Below are 25,198 nucleotides of genomic sequence, written 5' to 3'. Positions count from 1 at the left end.
GGCGTGTTCAGACGCCGATCTTCTGCTTGACCTGCGCGAGCGACGGGTTGGTCAGCGTCGAGCCGTCGTCGAAGAGCACGGTCGGGACCGTCTGGTTGCCGCCGTTGGCCTTCTCCACGAACGCCGCCGACGCCGGGTCGTGCTCGATGTTGACCTCGGTGTACGCGATGCCCTCGCGGTCCATCTGCTTCTTCAGCCGCTGGCAGTAGCCGCACCAGGTGGTGCTGTACATCGTCACAGTGCCCGGCATGTCTTCGCGCTCCTCTGTATCGCTGACTGGCGTGCGCGCCCCGCCGAAATGCGGTTCCGCACGCACTGGAACGTACGGGGGCCGACCACCATTCCCGCACCGCGCCCCCATGTGACCGAATCGCCACGCACCCGCCCCGGTGGCTGTTCGGCCAGGTACCCGGCGTCTGCGGGAGGCGGTGCGACCCGCATTAGTACGACTGCGGGCGCCTCCTGTGGACAACGCGGCGCATCGGTCCCGGGCGACCTGGCAGCATTGCGGGGTGACATCAGCAACGCACTCCACTCTCTTCCCGCCGGTCCCGGACACGGCCGACGCGGTGCTCGACGGGCTCGACCCCGAGCAGCGCGAGGTCGCGACGGCCCTGCACGGCCCGGTGTGCGTGCTGGCCGGCGCGGGCACGGGCAAGACCCGCGCGATCACCCACCGGATCGCGTACGGGGTGCGTTCGGGGATCTACCCCCCGGCTGGAGTGATGGCGGTTACGTTCACCAACCGGGCGGCCGCCGAGATGCGCGGCCGGCTGCGCGAGCTGGGCGTGGGCAGCGTCAACGCCCGCACCTTCCACGCGGCGGCCCTGCACCAGCTCCAGGCCTTCTGGCCGAAGGCGGTCGGCGGTTACATGCCCCGGCTCGTCGAGCGCAAGGTCCAGCTGGTCGCCGAGGCGGCCGCCCGCAGCGGGCTCCGCCTCGACCGCAACGAGCTGCGCGACGTGACCGGTGAGATCGAGTGGGCGAAGGTCACCCAGCGGGTACCCGAGGACTACCCGGCAGCCGTCGCCAAGTCGCACCGCGAACCGCCCCGTGACCCGGCCGAGATCGCCCAGATCTACCGGACGTACGAGCAGCTCAAGCAGGACCGGGCGGTGATCGACTTCGAGGACGTGCTGCTGCTCACGGTCGGCGTGCTCCAGTCCAGGGAGGACCTCGCCCAGTGGGTCCGCAACCAGTACCAGCACATCGTGGTGGACGAGTACCAGGACGTCAGTCCCCTCCAGCAGCGCCTGCTCGACCTGTGGGTGGGCGATCGCGGCAATCTGTGCGTGGTGGGCGACGCCAGCCAGACCATCTACTCCTTCACCGGTGCCACCCCGGACTACCTCCTCGACTTCCGCACCCGCCACCCGAGCGCGACGGTGGTCAAGCTGGTCCGGGACTACCGCTCCACCCCTCAGGTCGTGCACCTCGCCAACGGGCTGCTCAACCAGGCCACCGGCCGCGCCGCCGAGCACCGCCTCGAACTGGTCTCGCAGCGCGAGAAGGGTCCCGAGCCCGTCTACACGGAGTACGGGGACGAGCCCACCGAGGCCGAGGGCGTCGCCCGGCGCATCCGCGACCTGATCCGCTCCGGGGTCCCGGCCGGAGAGATCGCGGTGCTGTACCGGATCAACGCCCAGTCCGAGATCTACGAGCAGGCCCTGGCGGATCTCGACGTGCCCTACCAGCTGCGCGGCGCCGAGCGGTTCTTCGAGCGCCCCGAGGTCCGGGAGGCTACGACCGCCCTCCGAGGCGCCTCCGTGGCCGGCCGCAACGACTCGCTGCTCGACGATGCCGTGGATCTGCCCTCCCAGGTCCGGGCCGTGCTCGGCACCAAGGGCTGGACGGCGGTGCCCCCGAAGGGCTCCGGCGTCATGCGCGACAAGTGGGAGTCACTGGCCGCCCTCGTCCGCCTCGCCGAGGACTATGCGAGGGCGAAGCCCGACGCCACACTGTCCGACCTCGGGGCCGAGCTCCGCGCCCGGGAAGAGGCCCAGCACGCCCCGACCGTCCAGGGCGTCACCCTCGCCTCGCTCCACGCGGCCAAGGGCCTGGAGTGGGACGCCGTGTTCCTGGTCGGCCTCACCGAGGGCATGCTGCCGATCACCTACGCGAAGACGGACGAGCAGATCGAGGAGGAGCGCCGGCTGCTGTATGTCGGCGTCACCCGCGCCCGGCTCCACCTCGGGCTCTCCTGGTCGCTCTCGCGCTCTCCCGGCGGCCGGGCCCACCGTCGCCCCAGCCAGTTCCTGGACGGCCTGCGCCCGGGCACCGGCTCCCGCGCCGCCCGGGCGGCGGCGGGCGGCGCGGGCGGCATCGAGCGCGGCTCCGCCGTCCGCAAGCGCGTCCGCCGGGGACCGGTGCTGTGCCGGGTGTGCGGGAAAACACTCACCGAAGCCGGCGAGATGAAGCTGATGCGCTGCGAGGACTGCCCCTCGGACATGGACGAGGCGCTGTACGAGCGGCTCCGCGACTGGCGCTCCCACCAGGCGCAGGAGCTGGGCATGCCCCCGTACGTCGTCTTCACGGACAAGACGCTCATGGCGATCGCGGAGGCCGTGCCGTCCAACGGGCACGAGCTCGCGGTGATCTCCGGCGTCGGCGCCCGCAAGCTGGATCGGTTCGGCACCGATGTCCTGGCCATCTGCGCAGGTGAGGAGCCTGGAGGAGCCGACGAGGCAGGTTCATGAAAACTCGTCGAAAAAATAGTTTGCGCCCGCCCCAGGAATCCCCATAGGTTCTTAACCACGGAAACGAGAGCTTCTCCGAAGCCCGGTCTCCGTGCTGTACTTAGCTGTACTTATCCGAATACGCATGGGATCAGGCCGCGAGGCCGAAGTCCCCGAGACGCCGAGAGGAGGCGAGACCAGTGGCCAGCTACATCGAGATCACCACCAGCTTCATCAGCACCAAAGTGACGGACCGCTCGGTCGCCGCCACCTGCACGCTCGGCTCTTCGTTCCAGGGCACCGGTCTGTCCGTCGGCGCCTCCGGTCTCGTCGGCATCTCCGCCGTCGTTCCGGCCTCCCTGGCGAGCCTCCCCGTGCGTGATGAGCGCAATGAGCGACCGATCCAGGCGCCGGGAGCAGCAGTAGCGAAGGGACGGGCTCAGGCCCAGGCCTTTGCGGCGACCGGTGCCGGAGCCGAGAAGCAGACGAAGCACTACCAGCACCACACGATGTGGGCCTTCCGTGGGCTCGAACCCTGGAGTGATCCAGCCTGATCCAGATCAGGCAGGCGCCTTCAGGGCCGCGGAACCCCATCAGGGATCCGCGGCCCTTCTGTTTGTCCCGAACGGGACGGACGGAGTGAAGGGGGCCTCGGTGCCAGCCGAAACCCGGCCGACCGGCCGGACCGACACAGCCGAACAAGACGAGGAAGAAATCACCGTGCAACTCGAAGCGCACGCCCCGTCCGTACCGCCCGCCCCGACTCTCCCCCCGCCCGGTCTCACGGAGGACCCCGCCTTGACTCCCCTCACTGCGCTCACCGCGCTCGACGACGCCATCGAGAACCTCGGCGTACCCGTCCCCTGCCGTTCCTTCGACCCGGAGGTCTTCTTCGCCGAGTCGCCGGCCGATGTCGAGTACGCCAAGTCGCTCTGCCAGACCTGCCCCCTGATGGCTGCCTGCCTCGCGGGTGCCAAGGAGCGGCGCGAGCCGTGGGGCGTCTGGGGCGGCGAGCTCTTCGTCCAGGGTGTGGTCGTTGCCCGCAAGCGGCCGCGTGGTCGCCCGCGCAAGAACCCGGTCGCGGCATGAACCGCCCGGGAACCATCGACCACCCCCGAACGAACGACCCCCAGAAGCAGGCCCCGATGACGACGTCCGCCAGCGAGCCCACCGGCTCCGCGACCCCAGACTTCACCACCACCGGCGCGAACAAGTCGCGTCAGAACAGGACCCTCGAAATGCAACTCATGCCAGAAGCCCTGGCCCGTGCACATATGCATCAGCGGCTGCGGGAAGCCGAGGTGGAGCGCCAGGCCGTACGCATGGTCGCCGCCCGGCGGATGCAGCGGCGCGCCGAGCGCGCGTCGATGCGCGCCCGCCGTGCCCTCGCCATGGCCGTCATGCACTGACGGTCGGCGCCTGAGCACGACCAGGAAGCAAGCAGTAAGACGCGGGGGCCGGTCCGAACGGACCGGCCCCCGCGGTGCGTTGTGGCCCCAAAGGGCCGGGTGCGGCGGTATCGTCGCGAGGTGGACGACCAGAATCGGCCGGTGGCCGAAACCATCGTGTGCTCCCACTGCGGGACCCCGGCCCCTGCCGAGGGCCCACCGCCGACCTGGACCTACTCGGTCGAGAACGGCACCGGCCGCTACTACTGCGACGACTGCGCCCGCGCCAACATCAGGGCCATCGAAGGCAGGCTCGACGCCTCCTGGTGGTAGCGCCCGGGCCCGCCCTCAGGCCTCCGGCCCCGCTCTCACGCCTCCTCGGCCGCCTCCGGCTCCGACTCGTCCGGGGCCTCCGCCAGGAACCCGGGCATCCACTCCTCCAGCTCGTCCCGCATGCGCACCGTCGCGTCCAGCTGGCACAGCACGCCGATGGTGGACAGCGTCACGCGGTGTATCAGCAGATACGACGGCGGCAGGTTGAGCTGCTTGCCCAACTGGTGTGCGGGGGAGCGGGGGTCGGCGATCCGGGCCGCCTGCCCGCGCATCCAGCCCCGGCTGAAGGTGAACTCGTCGGCCTGGGCCGGCTCGATGATCGGCAGCAGGTAGTCGAGGACCGCGTCCGGATCCAGGTCGATGGACTCCTTGACGAAGCCCTCCCCGCGCAGCAGCTCGTACACCGCCTCGGCCTCGCCCTCCAGCGTCATCCGCAGGGACTCGCCGATCGTCGCGGGCAGCCCGCCGGGGAGCCGGTCCACCGTGCCGAAGTCCATGACCCCGAGCCGCCATTGACCCCCCGCCTTCTCGGGCGGCAGCAGCCGGAAGTTGCCCGGGTGCGGATCGGCGTGCAGCAGCCCGGTCCTGGCCGGGCCGGAGAACAGGAACCGAGTCAGCAACTGCCCGGCCCGGTCCCGCTGTTCCTGCGTGCCGTCCTTGATCACGTCCGAGAGCGGTATCCCCTCGATCCACTCGGTCACCAGGACCTGGTCGCACTGGTGCACCACATCGGGCACCAGTACATCCCCGTCGCCCGCGAACTCCGCGGCGTGCTCCCGCTGGGCCCGCGCCTCCAGCTCGTAGTCCAGCTCCTCCGAGACCCGGTCACGCAGCTCGGTGATGAGCGGCTTGATGTCCATCCCCGGAATCAGCGGGCCGAGCAGCCGGGCGAACCGGCTGAGCTGTGTCAGATCCGAGAGCAGCGCCTCGCCGGCCCCCGGGTACTGCACCTTGACGGCCACCTCGCGCCCGTCGTGCCACACCGCCCGGTGCACCTGCCCGATCGAGGCGGCCGCAGCCGGCTTCTCCTCGAACTCCAGGAACAGCTCCCGCCAGTCGGCGCCGATCCGCTCCTCCAGTACGGCGTGGACCGTGCGGGTCGGCATCGGTGGCGCCGCTTCCTGGAGCTTGGTCAGGGCGGCCCGGTAGGGGCCGGCGACCTCCTCCGGGAGGGCCGACTCGAAGACGGACAGCGCCTGCCCGAACTTCATGGCGCCGCCCTTCAGCTCGCCCAGGACCTTGAAGAGCTGCTCGGCGGTGCGCTGCTGGAGCTCGCGCGCCACCAGCTCCGCGGACTTCCCGCCGATCCGCTTGCCCAGGCCCCAGGTGGCCCGGCCGGCGAAGCCAAGTGGCAGCGCGGCCAGCTTGGCGGTCCGGGTGACCGCCTTCCGGGGAAGATCAGACATGCGCCCCTCCAAATCCCAGACAGCAGCGCCTCGCAGGCGTTACCGGGCCATTGTGTCGTGTGGCCCCACCGTCCCCGAGACCTGCTCCCCCTGAGTGTTCCCAACCGCGCCGCAGAAGCAGTCGCGGTGTGGCTCGATCGGAGTGGACCGCCAGTCGAGCTGGGGCAGCGAGGCCTCCCAGCGGCTGCCCGTACTCGCCGGAAGATCACCGTCGAGGAACGCCAGCGCGTGCCCGGCCGCGAGACCCGCCACCGCCGTCGCGAGTGCCAGGTCGCAGGCCGGTACGGCGGTGCGCTGCCGTCCCGAGCGCCACTGCGCGAGCAGTCGCGGCCAGCCCGGGTCGCGCTCCGTGCGGCCGAGCGAGAGGCATCCCGCGCACCCGGTGCCGCCGGGCAGCACCAGCGGACCCACCATCCCCGTCGTCTCCACAACTCCCGCGTAAAGATGGGGAGTTCCGGACCCGATCCAGTCCTCGGCGTCCGCCGCGTTCGGCGCGTACACATCGAGTGCCTCGCGCGGGGCGACCACGATCAGGGAGAGCGGGGCCTGCTCCGCGTCCCGTCCCTGGCGCGGCGGCCCGCCCGGCGCAGTCCGCCGCACCAGCTGGCCGGCCGCCGTCGCCCGGCGCTCGCCGACGGCCCGCTCGGGCAGCCCGCCCGGCGCCACGTCGCCCGGCTGCGCGACGCCCCCGTCGAGGACGTCGACCCGGCCCACCCCGGAGCCCGAGAGCACCGCGGCGATGGTCGCGCCGACCCGCCCGGCGCCGCGCACCTGGACCCGTATGGTCCTGCGGGCCGCCAGCCTGCGCGCGGCGTCGCCCGGCTCCGGGTGAATCAGGGAGAGGGAAGCCAGATCCGGCCGTAGTCGCTCCAGCGCATCCGAACGATTCCGTAACGCATCGGCCGCCGGGCCGCCCGCCGTCGGATCGTCGACCACGCCCGCCGCCGTCAACCGGGCCACCAGCTCGTCCACTTGACCGGGTGGCAGGTTCAGGGCGCGCGCCCGCTCGTACAGAAAGGGCAGGCCCTGGGTGCCGTCGAGCATCTCCAGGAAATGGCCCGTCGCCGGGTCCACCGGCGACACCACCACAGCCTGCGCGGGTGTGATCCCGAACTGCACGGTCTGCCGGTCCCGCCAGGCGCGGCGCAGTGCCGGCTTCAGCATCGGATGCATGGTCGTACCCCCGTTGTCCCGCGTCTGCGCACGTCCTCGGAACCTGCCCGATCGCAGGCCGTCGTGCGGCATGGGGCCAGAATGCACGGCTGCGGAGAAGGGCGTGGAAAGTTGTCCACAGGCGAGGGGTATTAGTCATTCAAATGCTGCACCCCGTCGGATGGATCATGGCTCAACCGTCCCGGAGGCGGGACTTCCCCCACTGGCAGCGGGTAACGTCGGGGCGTGCCCGCCGACCCACTGCAGAGTGCCGGAAGCCCGCCGCGCAGCCCCACCAGCCTGCCGCCACGCGGTCCGGCGACGAGCGCGGTCGAGGTCCGCCGCAGCACCCGGCGCAGCAGAACGGTCTCCGCCTACCGCGAAGGCGATCGCACCATCGTGCTGATCCCGGCCCGCATGTCCGAGGCGGAGGAGCAGCGCTGGGTCACGGTGATGCTGGACAAACTGGCGGCGCAGGAGAGCAAGCGCATGCTGGGCGACGCGGAACTGACCGAGCGCGCCGAGCGTCTTTCCGAGCAGTACTTCGAGGGCCGGGCCCGCCCCGCGTCGGTGCGCTGGGTGACCAACCAGAACACGCGCTGGGGCTCGTGCACCCCGGCCGAGGGCAGCATCCGCCTCTCGCACCGGCTCCAGGGCATGCCCGAGTACGTCGTCGACTATGTGCTCGTCCACGAGCTGGCCCACCTCCTGGTGCCCGGCCATGGACCACGGTTCTGGCAGCTCCTGGACGCCTATCCGCGCACCGAACGGGCCCGCGGCTACCTCGAAGGCGTGGTGGCCGCCGACCGCCTTCCGCACCTGCCCGCCGCTCGCGGAGAGTGAGAGTCGGCGGTTCTGTACCGAATGTGTAGCGGCTTCGCTGATTGTCCGAGGCAGCCGTTAGCCTGGCGCGACGCAATCACCTCGGGATGGGGGACGGTCGGTACGCATGGCCAGGGAATTCCAGCGCGGCCACAAGGCCAAGGTCAGTGATCTCACGGCAGGGACGGATCTGTACGTAGGCGTGCAGATCGGCGGTCCCGGGCTGACCTTCGACATCAGCTGCTTCGGGCTCGACGCCAACGAGCAGCTGTCCGACGACCGTTACTTCGTCTTCTTCAACCAGCCCAAATCCCCTGAGGAGTCGATCCAGCTCCTCGGCGCCCAGTCCGGCGACACCGAGTCGTTCCGCGTCACCCTGGACCGCGTCCCGGCGAACATCCAGAAGCTCTCCTTCACCGCGACGCTCGACGGCGCCGGCCAGATGTCGCAGGTGGGCCCGGGCTACATCCGGGTCGTCGCCGGTGGCGAGGAGGTGGTCCGGTACTCCTTCACCGGCGCGGAGTTCAGCACCGAGCGGGCCGTCATGCTCGGCGACTTCTACCTGAAGGACGTGTGGCGCTTCGCCGCCGTCGGCCAGGGTTTCGACGGTGGTCTCGAAGCCCTCCTGAAGAACTTCGGCGGCGAGGTTCTGGAGGAGGAGCCCGCGGCCCCGCAGCAGCCGCAGCCGCAGGGCGCGACGCCCGGTTTCGCGCCGCCGCCCCAAGCCGCCGCGCCCGCCCCGCAGTTCGGCGCCCCGGCGCAGGCCCCGCAGCCCGCGCCCTCCTTCGGGACACCGGTGCCGGCGCCCGCGCCTGCCCCGGCCGCCCCGCAGCACTACGCGCCGCCGCAGGGGTCCACCCCGCCGCCTCCCGCGCCCAGCCCGCAGATCCACGCCGCACCGACCATCGCCGCGCCGATGCACCTGGTGCCCGGCACAGTGCCGCCGCCCCCGCCCGCTCCGTACGGACAGCCGCAGCAGCCCCCTTACGGACAGCCGCCGCAGCAGCCCCAGTTCGGCCGGCAGCCCAGCCCCGTCCCGGGCCAGGTACCGCCGCCGGGCGCCCCCGCCCCGTACGGTCAGCCGGCGCCCTATGGGCAGCCCGCGCCCTACGGTCAGCCGCAGGGCATGCCCCAAGGAGGCGGCCTCCACGCGGCCATCCAGATGTACAAGGAACTGCCCACCGGCCAGCGCTGGACGTCGCAGAACAAGCAGCTGGTCCGGGTCGACCTCGGCGCCGGCGGCCAGCCGGTCCTGGCCCGCCAGGGCAGCATGGTCATGTACCAGGGCAAGGTCGACTTCGGCTACAAGGGAGCCGGCTTCGCGGGCCGGATCGTCGGCAACGCGACCGGCCAGGAAATGCAGTTGATGCGCTGCTCCGGCCGCGGCCAGGTCTTCCTCGCCGAGAACAGCGCCTATCTGCACCCCATCGAGCTCCAGGGCGACGGCATCTGCGTCTCCGCCGAGAACGTCCTCGCCTTCGACGAGTCGCTCCAGTACGAGGTCCGCCGCATCGAGGGGCACGGCATCCCCGGTGGCGCCCTGTTCACCATGCTGTTCCAGGGCACCGGCACCGTCGTCGTGATGACCCACGGCACCCCGGTGGTGCTGCCGGTCACGCCGACCACCTTCGCCGACAGCGACGCGATCGTCGCCTGGTCCGCCGCGTCCCAGGTGATCGTCTCCAGCCAGGTACGGCTGCGCCGCAACGCCTATCCGGGGGACAGCGGCGAGTCCGTCAATCTCCAGTTCCGGGGCGCCCCCGGCAACTTCATCGTCGTCCAGCCGTACGAGGTCTGAGGGAGCCCGGACCATGAACCAGCAACTCGCGGGCTATGCCCCCACCCCCGTCGCGGCCCGGATGGAGAACCACGGAAGCGCCATGCTCAAGGTGGCCATGGCCACCGGCCAGGACCTGCTCGCCCGGGTCGGCTCGATGGTCGCCTACGAGGGCTTCATCCAGTACGAGCCCAACCCGCCGGCCGTGCGCCAGATGGCGCGCGACTGGATCACCGGCGAGGGCGCGCCTCTCATGAAGTGCACCGGCGACGGCCTGCTCTACCTCGCCGACTACGGTGCCAACGTCGTGATCGTCAACCTCAACAACGACGCGATCTCCGTCAACGGCACCAATGTGCTCGCCTTCGACGCGAGCCTCCAGTGGGGCGTCGAACGGGTCAAGGGGCTCGCCAAGTTCGCGGGCCAGGGCCTGTTCAACGTGAAGATCTCCGGCACCGGCTGGGTCGCCCTGACCTCGCGCGGCACCCCGGTCGTCGTCGACTGCGGCAGCGGCGAGGACGAGACGTACGTCGACCCGGACGCCCTTGTCGCCTGGTCCCCGAACCTGAAGGTGAAGGGCAAGCGCAGCTTCAAGGCGTCCTCGCTGATCGGCCGGGGCAGCGGAGAGGCGTTCCAGATGGCCTTCTCGGGCCAGGGCATCGTCGTCGTACAGCCGAGTGAGGACAGCACGGACCGCCTGCGGGCCCGGGGCTAGGGGGAGAGACACCATGCAGAGCCCGCTTTTCAGCTACACCGAGCAGCAGTCCCAGGAGCGGTACACGGCGCAGAACCCGCAGCTGCTGCGGGCCGTGCTCACCGGCCAAGACGACCTCCTCGCCCGCAAGGGCTCGATGGTCGCCTACCAGGGGCTGATGGAATTCGACGGCGAGTACCAGTCGAACGGCCAGCAGCGCGCCCGCGCCCACACCGGCGAGGGTCTGGACCTGATGCGCGTCTCGGGCCAGGGCACGGTCTACCTGGCCAACCTCGCCCAGCACGTCCACGTGGTGGACGTCGACCGGGACGGCCTCACCGTCGACAGCGGTTACGTCCTCGCGATGGACTCCTCGCTGCACTACGAAGTCATCGCCGTGGACAGCCAGTACGGGGTCTCCGGCACCGGCAAGTACCAGCTCAACATCACCGGCACCGGCAAGGTCGTCCTGATGACCTCGGGCCAGCCGCTGATGCTCCAGGTCACGCCCGACAAGTACGTCAACGCCGACGCGGACGCGATCGTGGCCTGGTCGACCTCGCTGCGGGTCCAGATGCAGGCGCAGACACACTCCACGGGCGTCTGGCGGCGCCGGGGCAACACGGGCGAGGGCTGGGAACTGAGCTTCCTGGGCCAGGGTTTCGCCCTCGTCCAGCCGAGCGAGGTGCTGCCGCCGCAGAACGCGGTGCTCGGCCAGGGCCTGCGCGCCCAGTACGGCATGGGCCAGCAGGGCGTCCACGCGCAGAACCAGGGCAACGCCTGGAGCTAGGCGTCCCTTCAGGGCATGGGTAAGGGGCGCTCGCCATGGCGAACGCCCCTTACTTTTATGCCAGTTGGAGCCGGGCCCGTCTCCGGCTACAGCCGCGCGCGGGTCGCTTCAAGGAGGTTGACCACCGACGTGTCGGCGACCGCAGCCACCTCGTCGTAGCCGAACCAGCGCAGGTCCAGGGACTCGTCGCTGATCGCCTCGACCGCGCCGGCCGGGGCGAGCGCCGCGTACTGGACGTCCAGGTGCCAGTGGCAGGGTGCCGGGATCGGATGCCGGTCGAGGCGGACCGGGCCGCCCGCGAGCAGCGTGAGCCCCGCGACGCCGGACTCCTCCTCGGCCTCGCGCAGCGCGGCAGCCGCCACGGTGGCGTCGCCCGGCTCGCAGTGGCCGCCCATCTGGAGCCACATGTTGAGCTTCTTGTGCAGCGTGAGCAGCACCCGGCCCTGCTCCGGGTCGATGACCAGGGCACTCGCCGTGAGGTGCCCGGCCTCGCAGGCCTTCCACATGCCGTCGGGGTGCGCGGAGAGATGGTCCAGGTAGGCCTGGCGCAGCTCGGGCTGGTCCTCGTACGCCTTCAGTACGAGGACCGCGTCGTCGTGCAGGGTCACTTGTCGGAATCGCCCTTGCCGTCGTCGGAGCCGTCGTTCTTCTCGTCGGCCTCGGCGCCCTTGTCCTTCTTCAGGGAAGGGCCGTTCTGCTCGGCGGCCTCGCCCAGCATCTTGTCGAGCTCCGAGAAGTCGAGGTGCTCGCGGTGCACGAAGCCGTCCGGGTCGTCCAGGTCGGAGGCGGTCGGCAGCATGTCCGGGTGCTCCCACAGGTCGTCCCGGCCGTCCACACCGCGCGCGTCGGTGAGCGAGGCCCACAGGCGCGAGGCATCCCGCAGCCGGCGCGGCCGCAGCTCCAGGCCGATCAGCGTGGCGAAGGTCTGCTCGGCCGGGCCACCGGTCGCCCGGCGCCGGCGCAGCATCTCTCGCAGCGCGTCCGCCGAGGTCAGCCGGGGCTTGGCGGCCGCGTGGACCACCGCGTCGACCCAGCCCTCGACCAGCGCGAGGGCCGTCTCCAGGCGGGCCAGGGCGGCCTTCTGCTCGGGGGTGTCCTCCGGCTGGAACATGCCCTGCTGGAGGGCCTCCTGAAGCTGCTCCGGGTTCGACACGTCGAGCTGGCCGACGGCGTCCTCCAGCTTCGCGGTGTCGACCTTGATGCCGCGCGCATAGCCCTCGACGGCGCCGAACAGGTGCGAGCGCAGCCACGGCACATGGGCGAAGAGCCGCTGGTGGGCGGCCTCGCGCAGGGCCAGGTAGAGCCGGATCTCGTCCTTCGGGACGCCCAGGTCCTTGCCGAACGCCTCGATGTTCAGCGGCAGCAGCGCGGCCTTTCCGGCCGGGCCGAGCGGCAGCCCGATGTCGGTCGAGCCGACGACCTCGCCCGCGAGCGTGCCCACGGCCTGCCCGATCTGCTGGCCGAACATGGCGCCGCCCATGGAGCGCATCATGCCGATCAGCGGGCCCGCCATGGCCTGCATCTCCTCGGGCAGGACGCCGCCCATGGCCGCGCCGACACGCTCGGCGACCGGGTCGACCAGTTCCTTCCAGGCGGGCTGGGTGGCCTCGACCCACTCCGCGCGGCTCCACGCCACGGCGGTGGTGGAGCCCGAAGGCAGCGACGTGGCGTCGTCCAGCCACAGGTCGGCCAGGCGCACGGCCTCCTCGACGGCGGCGCGCTCGGCCGGGCCCACGCTCTCGTCCTTGGTGCCGTCGGCGGTGCCCTGGGCGACCGTCTGGCGGGCGATCTGCTTGGCCATGTCCCAGTTCACGGGACCGCCCTCGTAGCTGAGCATCTGGCCGAGCTGCTGGAAGGCCGCGCCCAGGTCGTTCGGGTTCATGGAACCGAACATCGCGGCGAACGGGTTGTCCCCGCCGCCCGCACCCGGGAAGCCGAAGGGGTTGCCCTGGCCACCGGCACCCTGACCACCTCCGGCAGGGTCCTTCTTCTTGCCGTCGCCGTTGTCCGGCTCCTCCGGCGGAAGGCCGAATCCGAATGGGGTGTCACTCACGGGTTTCCTCGGCTCGTCAGGCCGCCGGCTACTGCCGACGGCGGCTTCCCCACAACAAGACCAGCGTAGACATCCGAACCGGATAAGGGCTCGGTGCTCCGCAGCCTCGCGGCCTGCGGCAGGATGGACGCCACCTGGTACGTACGCGTCATTAACGTACGTACTGAAGACAACCGCTGGAGACGCCCGGTGAGTTCCCCAGATCCGCAGGTTCGCGCAGCGCGAAACCTCTCAACCTCGACATCGCGCGGTCCCGTCGTCGCCGTGACCGGTGCCGCGTCCGGGATCGGCGCCCTGCTGACCTCGCGGCTCGCCGCGTCCGACGAGGTCAAGCAGGTCGTCGCCATCGACGAGCGACGGGGCGAGGTCTCCGAGGCGACCTGGCACATCCTGGACGTACGGGACCCTGCGATCGCCGAGAAGCTGCGGGGCGCCGACGTCGTCGTGCACCTGGCGCTCGACCTCGACCTGGAGACCGACTCGGCGGCCCGCACCGCCTACAACGTGCGCGGCACCCAGACCGTGCTGACCGCCGCGGCCGCCGCCGGCGTCCACCGGGTCGTGCTCTGCACCTCGGCGATGGTCTACGGGGCGCTGCCCGACAACGACATCCCGCTCTCCGAGGACGCCGAGCTGCGAGCCACCGCCGAGGCGACCGGCGTCGGCGACCTCCTGGAGATCGAGCGCCTGGGGCGGCGCGCACCCCGCGCCCACCCCGGCCTGAACGTCACGGTGGTAAGGCCCGCCGTCCTGGTGGGCGGTACTGACACCGCGCTCACCCGGTACTTCGAGTCGCCGCGCCTCCTGGTGGTCGCCGGATCCCGTCCGACCTGGCAGTTCTGCCATGTCGACGACCTGTGCAGCGCCCTGGAGTACGCCGCCCTGGAGAAGGTCGACGGAGAGTTCGCCGTCGGCTGCGACGGTTGGCTTGAGCAGGAGGAGGTCGAGGAGCTCAGCGGCATCCGCCGCATGGAGCTGCCCTCGGCGGTCGCCCTGGGCGCGGCGGCCCGGCTGCACCGGATCGGCCTCACGCCCTCGCCCGCCGGTGACCTCGCGTACACGATGCACCCGTGGGTCGTGAGCGTCGGGCGGCTGCACGACGCGGGCTGGCGGCCGCGCTGGACCAACGAGGAAGTCCTCGCCGAGCTCCTCGAAGAGGTCGCCGGCCGGCACACCGTCGCGGGCCGCAGGCTCGGCCGCAAGGACGCCACCGCCGCGGGTGCCGCGGGCGCCACGGTCGCGCTGCTCGGCGCCGCCGCGGTGGTGCGCAGGGCCCGCAGGCGCCGGGGGCTGTAGGACCCTCCTACACGGGCGCGCGGCCCCCGGTCGAAAGAGCTATTCCGGGATGTCGGTGCCGTGCGGCACGATGGGAACATGGCACGCACGTACCCCGACCATCCCGGTGAGCAGGCGGCGCAGGACCCGATCCGCCTCCTGGCTATCCGCGACACCCCGATCTCCGTCGACGAGGTCTTCGCGGCTTCGGGCGACTTCGCGGCAGGCGGCACCACGCTCTTCGTCGGCACCGTGCGCAACCACGACGGCGGCACGGACGTCGACACGCTCGGGTACTCCTGTCACCCCAGCGCCGAGGCGGAGATGCGCCGGGTGGCCGAAAAGGTCGTCGCCGAGTATCCGGTCCGCGCGCTGGCCGCCGTCCACCGAGTGGGCGATCTGGCGGTCGGCGATATCGCGGTCGTCGTCGCCGTCTCCTGCCCGCACCGCGGCGAGGCCTTCGAGGCCTGCCGCAAGCTGATCGACGACCTCAAGCACGAGGTCCCGATCTGGAAGCACCAGAAGTTCTCCGACGGTACGGAGGAGTGGGTGGGGGCCGGCTGACGGGCTTCCCGTGCCGCTGACGCGGCCTGCGTGTCTGAAACCCTGTCGGGTGCCTTGCGCCCCGATTTGCGTAACCGCACCCCTGGCCTGAGCGTTGGAATGGCAGATGACTAATCTGCTGATCTGTCAGTTACGGTCGCTCATTGGGGACGGGAGGTCGGAATGGCTGCACTCCTGTGGCTGCTGATTCCGCTTTTCGCTGCTGTCGGCGCTGCGATATGGGCGAGCTGGGCCGCCCGTGATCGTACGTCCGGCGATGTTGCCGAACTCGCCGGGTACAGCCGGTTCCGAGAGGCGATGGCGAAATCGCACTCCGGAACCGACGCCGTCTGAGTGTTCCCGACCGGCGCAAGGCGCCTTGGTTTCGTACGCGATCGCCAACGGCCCCCGTACGGACCGGCCCCAGGGGTGGGCGCACAGATCGGTCCCGTACTGTCGTTCCATGCCACGCCGCACCGCGACGATGCTCGCCTCCACCCTCGTGCTGATCGCGCTGCTCTGCGCCGGGGTGCTCATCAAAGTGCCGTACTCCGAGATGTCTCCCGGGCCCACCGTGAACACGCTCGGCGACTCCGGCGGCGAGCCGGTGCTGCAGATCTCCGGCCACAAGACCTACCCGACGACCGGTCACCTCAACATGACGACGGTCAGGGTCACCGGTGCGGACTACCGGATGAACCTCGTCGAGGCCGTCTACGGCTGGCTCGCGCACGACAGCGTGGTCGTCCCGCACGACACGCTCTACCCGGACGGCAAGACGGACGAGCAGTCCAACCAGGAGAACGCCGAGGAGTTCAGCCAGTCCCAGGAGAGCGCCAAGGTGGCGGCCCTGAACGAGCTGTCCATCCCGGTCAAGAGCTGGGTCATCGTCTCCTCGGTGGTCAAGGGCAGCCCGGCCGAGGGCAAGCTGCACGCGGGCGACGCCATCAAGGCCGTCGACGGCGCCCCGGTCACCAAGCCGGCCGACGTCGCGACCCTCGTCACCAAGCACAAGCCCGGCCAGAACGTGGTCTTCACGATCATCCCCGCCAAGGAGGCGGAGGCCGCCAAGAAGGCGGGCAAGGAGCCCGAGGGCGGCGAGAAGCTCACCATCACCACCGAGAAGGCGCAGGACGGCGACCGGGCCATCGTCGGCATCCAGGCCGGGACCGACCACGCCTTCCCGTTCACCGTCGACATCAAGCTCGCCGACGTCGGCGGGCCCAGCGCGGGGCTCATGTTCTCGCTCGGCATCGTCGACAAGCTGACGCCCGAGGATCTGACCGGCGGAAAGTTCGTCGCCGGCACCGGCACGATCGACGACACTGGCAAGGTCGGCCCGATTGGCGGCATCGAGATGAAGCTGATCGGCGCGCGCCAGGCGGGCGCCCGCTACTTCCTGACCCCCAAGGACAACTGCGCGGCCGCCGCCTCCGACATCCCCTCGGGCCTCACCCTGGTGAAGGTCGACACCATCCACGACGCCCGGCAGTCCCTGGACAAGATCCGCACGGGGGACACGGCCGGACTGCCGAGCTGCTCGGCCAAATGACGCCGGACGCGCCCCCGCAGGCGCGCTAGGCGAAGGTCGCGGCCAGCGCCTCGGCGAGGCCCGGCACCAGGTCGGGGCCGGTGAGCACCTCCGTCGGAGAGTCCTTCTCGCGCAGCCGGATGGCGGACTCGCGGGCGCCGCCGCGCAGCACCGCCACCGTCATCCGGACCTCCTGGCGGTCGGGGTGCGCGGCCACCCACTTGGCGAGCTCCTTGTCGCCGAGGCCCTCGGGCACGGAGGTCTCGGCGGACGGCGGCAGCATCAGGCGCTCCACCGTGAGCGCGCAGCCGGCCACTGAGTCGGGCCACGCGATGGTGCCGAGGAACTTGTCCAGCGGCTTGTTCCGCGGGATCTCCTCCTGCTCGATCGGGGTCAGCCCGGAGACCTGGGCGTCGTCGGCGGTGGAGACCAGGCCCGGCGCCTGGGCACGGAGCTTCGCGGTGTCGACGAGCGCGAAAAGGCGGGCCGGCTTGTCCCAGCCCAGACCGGATGCGTACTCGTCGATTTCGAGCACGGCGCGGGTGAGCGGGCTCGCGGCCATCGGAGGGCCGGAGGGGGAAACGTTGGACATGGACAACATCCTGCCCTCTTTCACCCCCCGATCGGGAACTGAGTAAAGCCTCAGTAAGTTGCATGAGTGGGCTCTACGATCGCTGGGCCCGCCCATACGACAGCGAACTTCGAGGTGCGCACCTTGGCTTTCCAGATGCCGGACCGCGGCTCAGGCCCGTCCGGGCCACGGATCAGAGTCGGCCGGCCGTCCCGCCGGGTCCGGACCCTGCTCATGACACTGGGCATTCTGGCCGTGCTTGCCATGGCCTTCGTCATGTTCGCCGGGTTCTGGACCGACTGGCTCTGGTACCGCTCGGTCCACTACTCGTCGGTCTTCACCACCCAGCTGTGGACCAAGATCGGACTGTTCTGCGTCTTCGGGCTGCTGATGGCGGTGGCCGTCGGCCTGAACATCTGGCTGGCGCACCGGCTGCGGCCGCCGCTCAGCGCGATGTCCCTGGAGCAGCAGAGCCTCGACCGCTACCGGATGGGCATCGCCCCGTACAAGAAGTGGATGCTGCTCGGGATCACCGCGCTCGTCGGGCTCATCGCCGGCGCCTCCGCCTCCGGTCAGTGGCGCACCTGGCTGATGTGGGTCAACGGGGTGCCGTTCGGCCAGAAGGACCCCCAGTTCCACCTGGACGTGTCGTTCTACGCCTTCGACCTGCCCTGGTACCGCTTCATGCTCGGCTTCGGCTTCGCTGCCGCCGTCCTGTCGCTCATCGCCGCCGCTCTGACGCACTACCTGTACGGCGGTCTGCGCATCACCAGCCCCGGCGCGCGCGCCACGGGAGCGGCCACCGGGCACCTCTCGGTGCTGCTCGGCGTCTTCGTGGTCCTCAAGGCCGTGGCGTACTGGCTGGACCGGTACGGCCTCGCGGTCAAGTCCAGTGACTTCAAGGCGACCAACAACTGGACGGGCCTTCGGTACGTCGACGCCAACGCCTACCTCCCGGCGAAGACCATCCTGTTCTGCATCGCGGTCATCTGCGCCGTGCTGTTCTTCGCGACCCTGTGGCGCCGCACCTGGCAGCTGCCCGTCATCGGCTTCGGCCTGATGGTGCTCTCGGCGATCCTGATCGGCGGGCTCTACCCGGCGATCGTGCAGAAGTTCCAGGTCCAGCCCAACGAGCAGGCCAAGGAAGCCCCGTACATCCAGAAGAACATCGATGCCACCCGCAAGGCGTACGGCATCGACAACGCGGATGTGACGGACTACAAGGGCACCACCGACGCCAAGGACAACCCGAAGCTGCGCTCGGCGGCCGACACGGCGGCCAGCTACCGGCTCATCGACCCCAATGTCGTCTCGCCCGCCTTCCAGCAGCTCCAGCAGGAGCGGAAGTACTACCAGTTCCCCTCGACCCTGGACGTGGACCGCTACAAGGACAAGGACGGCAAGGAGCAGGACACCGTCATCGGTCTGCGCGAGCTCAACCTCAAGGGCATCGACAAGCGCAACTGGATCAACGACCACTTCACCTACACCCACGGCTTCGGCGCGATCGCGGCCAAGGGCACCGGCGTGGACGACAACGGCGCGCCGGACTTCACCGAGTCCGGGATCCCCACCACCGGCCAGCTCGACTCCGGCTACGAGCAGCGCGTCTACTACGGCGAGAAGACCGACCAGTACTCGATCGTCGGCGGGCCCCAGAAGGAGCTCGACTACGAGAGCGAGGGCAAGGGCCAGGTCACGACGAGCTTCAAGGGCAAGGGCGGGGTGAGCCTGTCCAACCCGTTCAACCGGGCAGCGTACGCCGTGACCTTCAGCGAGCCGCAGATCCTGTACTCGGGAGCCATCGGCGAGGGCTCGAAGATCCTCTACAACCGCACCCCCAAGGAGCGCGTCGAGGCGGTCGCCCCCTGGCTGACCATCGACGGCGACGCCTACCCGGCGGTCGTCGGCAAGCGCATCCAGTGGGTCGTCGACGCGTACACGACGACCAACGGCTACCCCTACGCCTCGCGCACCACGCTCGGCGAGACCACCACCGACTCGCTGACCGACAACCAGCGCGCGGTGATGGCCCAGCAGAACCAGGTCAACTACATCCGCAACTCGGTGAAGGCGACCGTGGACGCCTACGACGGCACGGTCACGCTGTACCAGTGGGACGACAAGGACCCGGTCCTCAAGACCTGGATGAAGGCGTTCCCCGGCACGGTGAAGGCCAAGTCGGCGATCCCGCCGGAGCTGCTCTCGCACCTGCGCTACCCGCAGGACATGTTCAAGGTCCAGCGCGAGCTGCTCACCCGCTACCACGTCACCAACCCCGCGCAGTTCTACAGCGGCAGTGACGCCTGGCAGGTGCCGGACGACCCGACCAACAAGGACAACAGCGCGGTCCCGCCGTACTACCTGTCCATGAAGATGCCGGGCGCCGAGGCCGAGGGGAAGAAGTTCTCGCTCACCACGACGTTCACGCCCAACGGACGGCCCAACCTGGGCGGGTTCATGGCGATCGACGCCGATGCCGCGAGCAAGGACTACGGCAAGATCAGACTGCTCCGGGTCACCGACAACGTGCAGGGCCCGCAACAGGTGCAGAGCAAGCTGAACGGTCTGCCCGAAGTCGCCGAGTTCGTACGGAACCTGAGAGGTACCGACTCCGAGATCGACTACGGCAATCTGCTGACCGTGCCGCTCGGCGGGGGCTTCCTCTACATCGAGCCGGTGTACGCACGCGGTGGCAGCGCCAACTACCCGCTCCTGAAGAAGGTCGGCGTCTCCTACGGCGACAAGACCGTCTTCAAGGACAACCTGGGGGACGCGCTCAGCGCGGTCTTCGGCGCCGACGGGGCCACCCCGCCGCCCACGACGACACCGCCGACCACGCCACCCACCACCACACCGCCGGCCACCGGCAATGCGGCGGTGGACCAGGCCATCAAGGACGCGCAGAAGGCGTACGACGACGGCCAGAAGGCGCTCGCCAAGGGCGACTGGAAGACCTACGGCGACGCCCAGAAGGCGCTGCAGGACGCCCTGCAGCGGGCGGCCGACGCGGAGGCGAAGGCGACCCGGCCGAAGAGCTGACCCGGCGGGAGCCGACCCGGCCGGACCGGAGCTGACCTGGGCGCCCCGGGTCGGCTCCGGTCCGCGCTGGTCAGGGGGCCGCTTCACATCGTGGTAGCGTTGTGTTCACCGACGCGGGGTGGAGCAGCTCGGTAGCTCGCTGGGCTCATAACCCAGAGGTCGCAGGTTCAAATCCTGTCCCCGCTACTCACTGACGAGGGCCCGGATCCTTTCAAGGATCCGGGCCCTCGTTGCGTTCGCGCCGAGGTCCGCCGAGCTTGTCCGATTACCGGTGGCCGGAACCTTCCGGTGTGAAAACTGGTCTTCCCAGGGGGAGTTGGGTACAACGGGTTTGGCTTGTCTCTCTGTGGGCATGTCGACAAAACGCTGAAGTGACCTCACTGGCTGCGGTATACCAGGTGTACGCGGGTTGCGGGTGGTGCGACGATGGTATTTATGGGGGACAGGGCAACTCTGTTGGAGACAGGGCGGTTTGTGCAGACACGCTCCGATGAGGATGCTGACACCGCTGACGCCGAGACCGAGGCGCGGCACCGGCTTGCCGCCGACGGCGGCGACGCCGAGTCGATGAGCGTGCTCGGCTCCCTGTTGCTGCGCCGCGGCGATCTCGACAGCGCCGAGCCCTATCTGCGCGGCGCCACCGCCGAGGGCGACCGGGCCGCCGCCAACAACCTGGGTGTCCTGCTCCATCAGCGCGGCTACGCGGACGAGGCGGCCGGCTGGTGGCGCATCGCCGCCGTCGCCGGATCCGCCGCCGCCGCGCACGCGCTCGGCCGGCACTACCGCGAGCGCGGGGACGAGCCGGCCGCCGAGTACTGGCTGCGCCAGTCCGCCGAACAGGGTCACGCGCTCGGCGCGTACGCCCTCGCCGACCTCCTGGAGCACCGCAGCGACGTCGGCGCCGAGCGCTGGCTGCGCGCCGCCGCCGAACAGGGCCACCGCGAGGCCGCCTACCGTCTTGCCCGCCTCCTCGACGGGCGTGGTGACGGCGAGGCGACCGGCGAAGGCCCCGGTGACATCGCTGTCGACCCGGTGCCGGAGGGCGAGGGGTCGGCCGACGAGGCCGAGCCCTGGTACCGCCAGGCCGCCGCCCGCGGCCACCGCCGGGCTGCCCTGCACCTCGGCGCGATCCTGGAGAAGCGCGGCGAGCTCAAGGAGGCCGGCCGCTGGTACCTGACGTCCGCCAAGGACGGCGAGGCCAAGGCCGCCTGCGCGCTCGGCTTCCTGCTGCGCGACGCGGGCGACGAGGAGAGCGCCGCCGTGTGGTGGCTGCGCGCCGCCCAGGACGGCGACGGCAACGCGGCCAACGCCCTGGGCGCGCTGCACGCGGCGCGGGGCGAGCAGCAGACCGCCGAGCGCTGGTACCGGGAGGCGATGGGCGCCGGGGACGTGAACGGGGCGTACAACCTCGGGCTGCTCTGCGCCGCCCAGAACCGCACCGCCCAGGCCGAGCAGTGGTACCGCAGGGCCGCCTACTCCGGGCACCGCGAGGCGGCCAACGCGCTCGCCATCCTGCTGCTCCAGGCCGGCGACGCGACGGGCGCCGAGCCCTGGTTCTCCAAGGCCGCCGAGGCCGGCAGCGTGGACGCCGCCTTCAACCTCGGCATCCTCTTCGCCGGCCGCGACGAGGACCGTACGGCCCTGAAGTGGTACGAGCGGGCCGCCGCCGCCGGGCACACCGACGCGGCCCTCCAGGTCGGCATCGCGCTGCTGCGGGACGGTGAGGAGCAGGCCGCCGAGCGCCATCTGCGGTGTGCGGCGGGCGGCGGGAGCGCCGAGGCGGCTTTCCGGCTCGCCACCGTCCTCGACGCACGCCAGCCCCCGCCGGGGCCGCCCGCGCTGGGCGAGCCGATGGCGGAGAAGACCGAGTGCGAGGAGTGGTACGAGCGGGCCGCGCAGCAGGGCCACCGCCGGGCCCAGGTCCGGGTCGGCATGCTGGCCGCGGCCCGGGGCGACCTGGAGGCGGCCGCGCGCTGGTACGGGGAGGCGGCCGAGTCGGGCAGCCGCAACGGCGCCTTCAACCTCGGGCTGCTGCTCGCCCGAGAGGGCCGCGAGCGCGAGGCCGCCCTGTGGTGGACCCGCGCCGCCCATGCCGGACACGGCCGGGCCGCGCTGCGCCTGGCCCTGCTCGCCGCCCGCCACGGCGAGCTGGCCGAGGGGCAGCGCTGGTGCGCGAAGGCGGTCGAGCTGGGCCCGGCGGAGGTCGCCGAGCGGGCCGCGCGGCTGCGCGAGGCACTCCACCAGGAGCTCACGGCTTAGCGGAGGCGGGGGTTTCCGCAGGTGGGGAACAGATTTGCGCTGGTCGGCGGCGTCCCGTAAGGTTGTGTTCACCGACGCGGGGTGGAGCAGCTCGGTAGCTCGCTGGGCTCATAACCCAGAGGTCGCAGGTTCAAATCCTGTCCCCGCTACTTGCAGGCTGAGGCCCGAATTCTTTGGGGAATTCGGGCCTCAGTCATTTTCTGAACCGGTTCGTAGACGGAACAGATCTGAACCGTTCATGGACAGAAGTGAAGCCCTCCGGCCGGTGGCCGGAGGGCTTCTTCGTGTTTCCGGGGGAGGGCCGGGCCGCTTCCGGGGCGGGTCAGGCCGCCGCGCAGTTCGGGCAGGTGCCGCGGTAGGTGACCTCGACGGCCGCGATCGTGAAGCCGAAGCGCTCGGTGTCGGGGAGGTCGGCCAGCGGGTTGCCCTGCGGGTGGACGTCGCGGATCGCGCCGCACTGGGCGCAGACCAGGTGCTGGTGCGGCTGGTGCGCGTTCGGGTCGTAGCGCTTGGCGCGGCGGTCCGTGGAGACCTCCAGGATCTCGCCGAGGGTCACCAGCTCGCCCAGGGTGTTGTACACCGTCGCCCGGGAGATCTCGGGCAGCCGTTCCACCGCGCGTGCGTGCACTTCGTCCGCCGTCAGGTGGACGTGGTCGCCGTCGAGGACCTCGGCCACGACGCGCCGCTGTGCGGTCATGCGCCAGCCGCGGCCGCGCAGTCGCTCCAACAGGTCACTCATAAAGACCAGCCTAACAGGGGAAGGGGTCCAGTTCCGAACAGGTGTGGCTTTGGATGCTTGCTTGACTTAGACAATGTCCATTGTAGGATCAGGTCAGGCAGACGCCGAGGGACAGGACTTGCAGGACATGACGCAGGAGGCGCACGTGACACAGGGACCGCTCACCACGGAGGCCGGCGCACCGGTGGCCGACAACCAGAACAGCGCGACCGCGGGCGCCGGCGGTCCGGTCCTGGTCCAGGACCAGTCGCTCCTGGAGAAGCTCGCCCACTTCAACCGCGAGCGCATCCCGGAGCGCATCGTGCACGCCCGCGGCGCGGGTGCGTACGGCACCTTCACGCTCACCCGGGACGTGTCGCAGTGGACGCGTGCCAAGTTCCTCTCCGAGGTCGGCAAGCAGACCGAGACGTTTCTGCGCTTCTCCACGGTGGCCGGAAACCTCGGCTCCGCCGACGCCGTGCGCGACCCCCGCGGCTTCGCGCTGAAGTTCTACACGGAGGAGGGGAACTACGACCTGGTCGGGAACAACACGCCCGTCTTCTTCATCAAGGACGCCATCAAGTTCCCCGACTTCATCCACACCCAGAAGCGCGACCCGTACACGGGCAGCCAGGAAGCCGACAACGTCTGGGACTTCTGGGGCCTGAGCCCCGAGAGCACCCACCAGGTGACGTGGCTCTTCGGTGACCGCGGCATCCCGGCCACCCTGCGCCACATGAACGGCTACGGCTCGCACACGTTCCAGTGGAACAACGAGGCCGGCGAGGTCTTCTGGGTCAAGTACCACTTCAAGACCGACCAGGGGATCAAGAACCTCACCCAGGACGAGGCCAACAAGCTCGCCGGCGAGGACCCCGACAGCCACCAGCGCGACCTGCGCGAGGCCATCGAGCGCGGTGACTTCCCGTCCTGGACCGTGCAGGTGCAGATCATGCCGGACGCGGACGCGGCGACCTACCGCTTCAACCCGTTCGACCTCACCAAGGTGTGGCCGCACGAGGACTACCCGCCGATCGAGATCGGCAAGCTGGAGCTCAACCGCAACCCGGAGAACATCTTCGCCGAGGTCGAGCAGTCGATCTTCAGCCCGGCGCACTTCGTCCCCGGCATCGGTCCCTCGCCGGACAAGATGCTCCAGGGCCGCCTCTTCGCCTACGGCGACGCGCACCGCTACCGCGTCGGCATCAACGCCGACCACCTGCCGGTGAACCGCCCGCACGCCACCGAGGCGCGTACCAACTCCCGTGACGGCTACCTGTACGACGGCCGCCACAAGGGCGCGAAGAACTACGAGCCCAACAGCTTCGGCGGGCCGTTCCAGACCGACCGCCCGCTGTGGCAGGGCAGCCCGGTCTCCGGCGTCACCGGCAGCACTCAGGCGCCCTCGCACGCCGAGGACAACGACTTCGTGCAGGCCGGAAACCTCTACCGGCTGTACTCGGAGGACGAGAAGGCCCGTCTGATCGACAACCTGGCGGGCTTCATCGCCAAGGTCTCGCGCGATGACATCGCGGAGCGCGCGATCAACAACTTCCGCCAGGCGGACGGTGACTTCGGCAAGCGGCTCGAAGCCGCGGTCCAGGCCCTTCGCGGCTGATCAGGGTCGCAGGCCGAAGATGGACAGAAGGCCGGACTCCCTTCGGGGGTCCGGCCTTCTGGCGTTCTTCCGGGGGCCGGAGCCCGTGGGTCAGCCGGCCATCGCGGCCTCGCGCCGGGCCGGGGCCCAGCAGCGGATGATGTCGCGGACCGAGACGACGCCGACCGGGCCGTGGCCGTCGAGCACGATCAGATGCCGGAAGCCGCCGTGCGTCATGGCCTCGGCGGCCTCCAGAAGGGTCCAGGACGGCGCCGCGAAGACGACGTCGGTGGTCGTGTGCTTGCTCGCCGTCTCGTGGTCGGGGTTCTGGCCCAGGCCGACGGAGTTGAGGATGTCGCGCTCGGTGAGGATGCCGATGCCGCTGGTGTCGGGGTCGAGGACTATGGCCGCGCCGACCCGGCGTGCGGACATCAGCCGGGCCGCCTGGCGGAGGGTGTGGGCAGGTCCGATGGTGAGGACCATCGTGCTCATGGCGTCACGGACGAGCATGGATGGAGCCACCTCCTTGGTGGATTCAGCTCCCGGCGCGGCTGCGCAAGCCCGCTCCGGAA

The 25,198-nt window shown here is 70.5% G+C and carries 23 protein-coding genes and 2 tRNA genes; 17 read left to right on the top strand and 8 right to left on the bottom strand.

What is annotated here, in order from left to right:
- Positions 1-7: 7 nt before the first annotated feature.
- Positions 8-250 carry a mycoredoxin gene (locus ACSHXC_RS13445; protein ID WP_120721504.1) on the bottom strand — a complete coding sequence of 81 codons (243 nt, stop codon included), beginning with the start codon at positions 248-250 and terminating at the stop codon, positions 8-10.
- 262 nt (positions 251-512) lie between these two features.
- Here ACSHXC_RS13445 and ACSHXC_RS13440 point away from each other — a divergent pair, with 262 nt between their 5' ends.
- The 5 genes from ACSHXC_RS13440 to ACSHXC_RS13420 all read left to right on the top strand — a co-directional run bounded on the left by ACSHXC_RS13440 (position 513) and on the right by ACSHXC_RS13420 (position 4,396).
- Entirely contained in the window at positions 513-2,696 is a 2,184-nt protein-coding gene (locus ACSHXC_RS13440) for an ATP-dependent DNA helicase UvrD2 (RefSeq protein WP_438291806.1), read from the top strand.
- A 179-nt stretch (positions 2,697-2,875) separates the two neighbouring features.
- Complete coding sequence (locus ACSHXC_RS13435) at positions 2,876-3,229, top strand: hypothetical protein (protein WP_438291805.1); 354 nt, start codon at positions 2,876-2,878, stop codon at positions 3,227-3,229.
- A gap of 166 nt (positions 3,230-3,395) precedes the next feature.
- Complete coding sequence (locus ACSHXC_RS13430; protein ID WP_053729898.1) at positions 3,396-3,764, top strand: WhiB family transcriptional regulator; 369 nt, start codon at positions 3,396-3,398, stop codon at positions 3,762-3,764.
- The gene (locus ACSHXC_RS13425; RefSeq protein WP_114038864.1) at positions 3,761-4,084 is read left to right on the top strand and encodes a hypothetical protein; all 324 of its coding nucleotides are present in this window, start codon (positions 3,761-3,763) and stop codon (positions 4,082-4,084) included. Before ACSHXC_RS13430 ends, ACSHXC_RS13425 begins: the two co-directional genes overlap by 4 nt.
- A 120-nt stretch (positions 4,085-4,204) precedes the next feature.
- Complete coding sequence (locus ACSHXC_RS13420) at positions 4,205-4,396, top strand: hypothetical protein (RefSeq protein WP_386000916.1); 192 nt, start codon at positions 4,205-4,207, stop codon at positions 4,394-4,396.
- A 35-nt stretch (positions 4,397-4,431) separates the two neighbouring features.
- Here the strand turns inward: ACSHXC_RS13420 and ACSHXC_RS13415 are convergent, their stop codons facing one another.
- A complete protein-coding gene (locus tag ACSHXC_RS13415; protein WP_438291804.1) occupies positions 4,432-5,802 on the bottom strand; it encodes an ABC1 kinase family protein in 1,371 nt (456 codons plus the stop codon).
- A gap of 39 nt (positions 5,803-5,841) precedes the next feature.
- A complete protein-coding gene (locus tag ACSHXC_RS13410; protein ID WP_438291803.1) occupies positions 5,842-6,975 on the bottom strand; it encodes a ThiF family adenylyltransferase in 1,134 nt (377 codons plus the stop codon).
- Positions 6,976-7,200: 225 nt separating this feature from the next.
- Here ACSHXC_RS13410 and ACSHXC_RS13405 point away from each other — a divergent pair, with 225 nt between their 5' ends.
- The 4 genes from ACSHXC_RS13405 (at position 7,201) to ACSHXC_RS13390 (ending at position 11,037) form a co-directional block, all read left to right on the top strand.
- Positions 7,201-7,797: a M48 metallopeptidase family protein gene (locus ACSHXC_RS13405; protein ID WP_189962741.1), complete on the top strand. Its 597-nt coding sequence runs from the start codon at positions 7,201-7,203 to the stop codon at positions 7,795-7,797.
- A 106-nt stretch (positions 7,798-7,903) separates the two neighbouring features.
- Positions 7,904-9,574: a TerD family protein gene (locus ACSHXC_RS13400; RefSeq protein ID WP_438291802.1), complete on the top strand. Its 1,671-nt coding sequence runs from the start codon at positions 7,904-7,906 to the stop codon at positions 9,572-9,574.
- A 13-nt stretch (positions 9,575-9,587) separates the two neighbouring features.
- Positions 9,588-10,268, top strand: a complete 681-nt coding sequence (locus ACSHXC_RS13395; protein WP_053729892.1) for an AIM24 family protein — start codon at positions 9,588-9,590, stop codon at positions 10,266-10,268.
- Between the two features lie 13 nt (positions 10,269-10,281).
- The gene (locus ACSHXC_RS13390; protein ID WP_438291801.1) at positions 10,282-11,037 is read left to right on the top strand and encodes an AIM24 family protein; all 756 of its coding nucleotides are present in this window, start codon (positions 10,282-10,284) and stop codon (positions 11,035-11,037) included.
- An 86-nt stretch (positions 11,038-11,123) separates the two neighbouring features.
- Here the strand turns inward: ACSHXC_RS13390 and ACSHXC_RS13385 are convergent, their stop codons facing one another.
- The gene (locus tag ACSHXC_RS13385) at positions 11,124-11,645 is read right to left on the bottom strand and encodes an NUDIX hydrolase (protein ID WP_438291800.1); all 522 of its coding nucleotides are present in this window, start codon (positions 11,643-11,645) and stop codon (positions 11,124-11,126) included.
- Complete coding sequence (locus tag ACSHXC_RS13380; RefSeq protein WP_438291799.1) at positions 11,642-13,090, bottom strand: zinc-dependent metalloprotease; 1,449 nt, start codon at positions 13,088-13,090, stop codon at positions 11,642-11,644. Before ACSHXC_RS13380 ends, ACSHXC_RS13385 begins: the two co-directional genes overlap by 4 nt.
- Before the next feature lie 189 nt (positions 13,091-13,279).
- On the opposite strand from ACSHXC_RS13380, the gene ACSHXC_RS13375 reads away from it, so the two are divergent.
- From ACSHXC_RS13375 to ACSHXC_RS13365, 3 genes are all read left to right on the top strand, one after another.
- Positions 13,280-14,386 (top strand): SDR family oxidoreductase, encoded by a 1,107-nt coding sequence (locus tag ACSHXC_RS13375; protein ID WP_438291798.1) that lies wholly within the window; start codon positions 13,280-13,282, stop codon positions 14,384-14,386.
- 78 nt (positions 14,387-14,464) lie between these two features.
- Positions 14,465-14,929 (top strand): molybdenum cofactor biosynthesis protein MoaE, encoded by a 465-nt coding sequence (locus ACSHXC_RS13370; protein WP_438291797.1) that lies wholly within the window; start codon positions 14,465-14,467, stop codon positions 14,927-14,929.
- Between the two features lie 442 nt (positions 14,930-15,371).
- On the top strand, positions 15,372-16,460 hold the full coding sequence (locus ACSHXC_RS13365) for a YlbL family protein (protein WP_438291796.1): 1,089 nt from the start codon (positions 15,372-15,374) through the stop codon (positions 16,458-16,460).
- Positions 16,461-16,485: 25 nt separating this feature from the next.
- Here ACSHXC_RS13365 and ACSHXC_RS13360 read toward each other — a convergent pair whose 3' ends face one another.
- The gene (locus tag ACSHXC_RS13360) at positions 16,486-17,031 is read right to left on the bottom strand and encodes a PPA1309 family protein (protein WP_344378283.1); all 546 of its coding nucleotides are present in this window, start codon (positions 17,029-17,031) and stop codon (positions 16,486-16,488) included.
- A gap of 135 nt (positions 17,032-17,166) precedes the next feature.
- On the opposite strand from ACSHXC_RS13360, the gene ACSHXC_RS13355 reads away from it, so the two are divergent.
- The 4 genes from ACSHXC_RS13355 to ACSHXC_RS13340 all read left to right on the top strand — a co-directional run bounded on the left by ACSHXC_RS13355 (position 17,167) and on the right by ACSHXC_RS13340 (position 22,460).
- A complete protein-coding gene (locus ACSHXC_RS13355; RefSeq protein ID WP_438296559.1) occupies positions 17,167-20,052 on the top strand; it encodes a UPF0182 family membrane protein in 2,886 nt (961 codons plus the stop codon).
- Positions 20,053-20,164: 112 nt separating this feature from the next.
- Positions 20,165-20,238: transfer RNA gene (locus ACSHXC_RS13350), tRNA-Met, on the top strand.
- A gap of 240 nt (positions 20,239-20,478) precedes the next feature.
- The gene (locus ACSHXC_RS13345; protein ID WP_438291794.1) at positions 20,479-22,311 is read left to right on the top strand and encodes a sel1 repeat family protein; all 1,833 of its coding nucleotides are present in this window, start codon (positions 20,479-20,481) and stop codon (positions 22,309-22,311) included.
- A 75-nt stretch (positions 22,312-22,386) separates the two neighbouring features.
- Positions 22,387-22,460 (top strand) — tRNA-Met (locus tag ACSHXC_RS13340).
- Between the two features lie 173 nt (positions 22,461-22,633).
- Here ACSHXC_RS13340 and ACSHXC_RS13335 read toward each other — a convergent pair.
- The gene (locus ACSHXC_RS13335; protein WP_438291792.1) at positions 22,634-23,050 is read right to left on the bottom strand and encodes a Fur family transcriptional regulator; all 417 of its coding nucleotides are present in this window, start codon (positions 23,048-23,050) and stop codon (positions 22,634-22,636) included.
- Between the two features lie 127 nt (positions 23,051-23,177).
- Here ACSHXC_RS13335 and ACSHXC_RS13330 point away from each other — a divergent pair, with 127 nt between their 5' ends.
- On the top strand, positions 23,178-24,647 hold the full coding sequence (locus ACSHXC_RS13330) for a catalase (protein ID WP_344378434.1): 1,470 nt from the start codon (positions 23,178-23,180) through the stop codon (positions 24,645-24,647).
- Positions 24,648-24,737: 90 nt separating this feature from the next.
- Here ACSHXC_RS13330 and ACSHXC_RS13325 read toward each other — a convergent pair whose 3' ends face one another.
- Positions 24,738-25,136, bottom strand: coding sequence for a CBS domain-containing protein (locus tag ACSHXC_RS13325; protein ID WP_053729881.1), 399 nt, complete (start codon positions 25,134-25,136; stop codon positions 24,738-24,740).
- Positions 25,137-25,198 lie beyond the last annotated feature (62 nt).

It is taken from the genome of Streptomyces sp. HUAS TT7 (genome assembly GCF_051550175.1).
GTDB lineage: Bacteria > Actinomycetota > Actinomycetes > Streptomycetales > Streptomycetaceae > Streptomyces.
Note: the sequence above shows the minus strand (reverse complement) of the source record. Positions and strands in the feature narration are given on the sequence as shown.